Origin of the sequence: Acidithiobacillus ferriphilus (genome assembly GCF_018854775.1) — a bacterium.
Classification (GTDB): Bacteria; Pseudomonadota; Gammaproteobacteria; order Acidithiobacillales; family Acidithiobacillaceae; genus Acidithiobacillus; species Acidithiobacillus ferriphilus.
Map to the genome: position 1 here is coordinate 1 of NZ_JAAZTY010000225.1, position 1861 is coordinate 1861.

The window sequence follows — 1861 nt, forward strand, 5'->3', positions numbered from 1 at the left end:
GGTGCCACCCGCCACGGCGCGGCGCGGGGCCTTTATCGGCCGCAACTGCGTGCTGATGCCCTCTTTCGTCAACATCGGCGCCTATGTGGATGAAGGCACCATGGTGGATACCTGGGCCACCGTCGGCTCCTGTGCCCAGATCGGCAAGAATGTGCATCTCTCCGGCGGTGTGGGCATCGGTGGCGTGCTGGAGCCCCTGCAGGCCAACCCCACCATCATCGAGGACAACTGCTTCATCGGTGCCCGCTCGGAAGTAGTGGAAGGCGTGATTGTCGAGGAGGGCTCGGTCATCTCCATGGGCGTCTTCATCGGCTCCAGCACGCGCATTTATGATCGCGCAACCGGCGAGATTACCTACGGACGGGTGCCCGCTGGTTCAGTGGTGGTCTCCGGCAGCCTGCCTTCCAAAGACGGCAGCTACAGCCTCTACTGCGCCGTCATCGTCAAGCAGGTGGATGCCAAAACCCTGGGCAAAGTCGGCATCAACGCCATTCTCCGTGACATCTGAGGGGCGCCCCGTGGGCAACAGTGCCGTACTGGAGCTGGCTAAGGACCTGATTTCCCGCCCTTCGGTGACCCCGGAGGATGCAGGCTGTCAGGATCTGATGATCGCCCGGCTGGAGGCTATCGGTTTCCGGGTGACACGTCTGCCCGCCGGGGGGGTGGAAAACTTCTGGGCGGAGCGGGGCAACGCCGGTCCGTGTCTTTGTTTTGCGGGGCATACGGATGTGGTCCCCAGCGGCCCGCTCGCAGAATGGCAGAGCGACCCCTTCCAGCCGACCATCCGCGACGGCCTGCTCTACGGACGTGGCGCCGCCGATATGAAGGGCAGTCTTGCTGCCATGGTGGTGGCGGCGGAGCATTTTGTCACTCTGCATCCGGGGCATTCCGGGCGTCTGGCCTTTCTGATCACTTCCGATGAAGAAGGCATCGCCACCCATGGCACACGGCATGTGGTGGACTGGTTACGGGAACATGGGGAGACCATCGACTGGTGCGTGGTGGGCGAACCCTCTTCCGAAAACATGCTGGGCGATGTCATCAAAAATGGCCGGCGCGGCTCGCTGAATGGACGTCTGACCGTGCAGGGTATACAGGGTCATGTAGCCTACCCCGACAAGGCTGATAATCCCATCCATCGCGCTTTTCGCCCACTCGCGGATCTCGTGGATCAGGCCTGGGATGCGGGGAATGACTTTTTCCCGCCCACCCGTCTGCAGTTCTCCAATATCCATGCGGGTACCGGAGCTAACAACGTCATTCCCGGCCAGTTGCAGGCGGATTTTAATTTCCGGTTTTCCACGGAGTCCACGCCGGAATCTCTGCAGGCGGGGGTCCACAAGATTCTTGACGCCTCCGCCATGCGCTACACCATTGACTGGCAGTTGTCCGGTCCGCCCTTCTTTACCGCGCCGGGGACTTTGGTGGCCGCCACCCAAAAGGCCTTGCAAGCCGTAGAAGAGCATGAAGCCCGGCTCTCTACCGATGGCGGCACCTCGGACGGGCGCTTTATCGCCCAGTTGGGCGGGCAGGTCGTGGAACTGGGACCCGTCAATGCCACCATCCACAAGATCAACGAGTGCGTCGCCGTCGCCGATCTGGAACATTTGTCCCAGATCTATACGGAGATCATGGCGCATCTGCTGGAGGCTGCGGATGACCATTAGGCGCGTGCGGCAAATCCTCTACACGGCGGCGGGTATGGGGAGTCTGGCACTGGGCGGCTGTGCGGGGGTCGCGCCCCCCCCTCCCGCCACCGGCGCTTCGTCGTCCTCCTCTGCGACCTGCGCCATGCCCGCCCCCAATCTGCGCGCTGCCTATAACCGTCCCTATCAGACGCATGGTCGCCACTACGCGCCAC

At 62.8% G+C, this 1861-nt stretch carries 2 protein-coding genes and 1 pseudogene; all 3 read left to right on the forward strand.

Annotated features, from left to right (window positions below; genetic code table 11):
• A partial coding sequence (locus HF921_RS12620; RefSeq protein ID WP_215893937.1) for a 2,3,4,5-tetrahydropyridine-2,6-dicarboxylate N-succinyltransferase occupies positions 1-508 on the forward strand: 508 nt, incomplete at its 5' end.
• Positions 509-518: 10 nt separating this feature from the next.
• Positions 519-1667 (forward strand): succinyl-diaminopimelate desuccinylase, encoded by a 1149-nt coding sequence (gene dapE, locus HF921_RS12625; protein ID WP_215893938.1) that lies wholly within the window; start codon positions 519-521, stop codon positions 1665-1667.
• Positions 1657-1861 (forward strand): annotated as a pseudogene (locus HF921_RS12630) (septal ring lytic transglycosylase RlpA family lipoprotein); the annotation flags it as partial. The gene dapE and the pseudogene HF921_RS12630, both read left to right, overlap by 11 nt.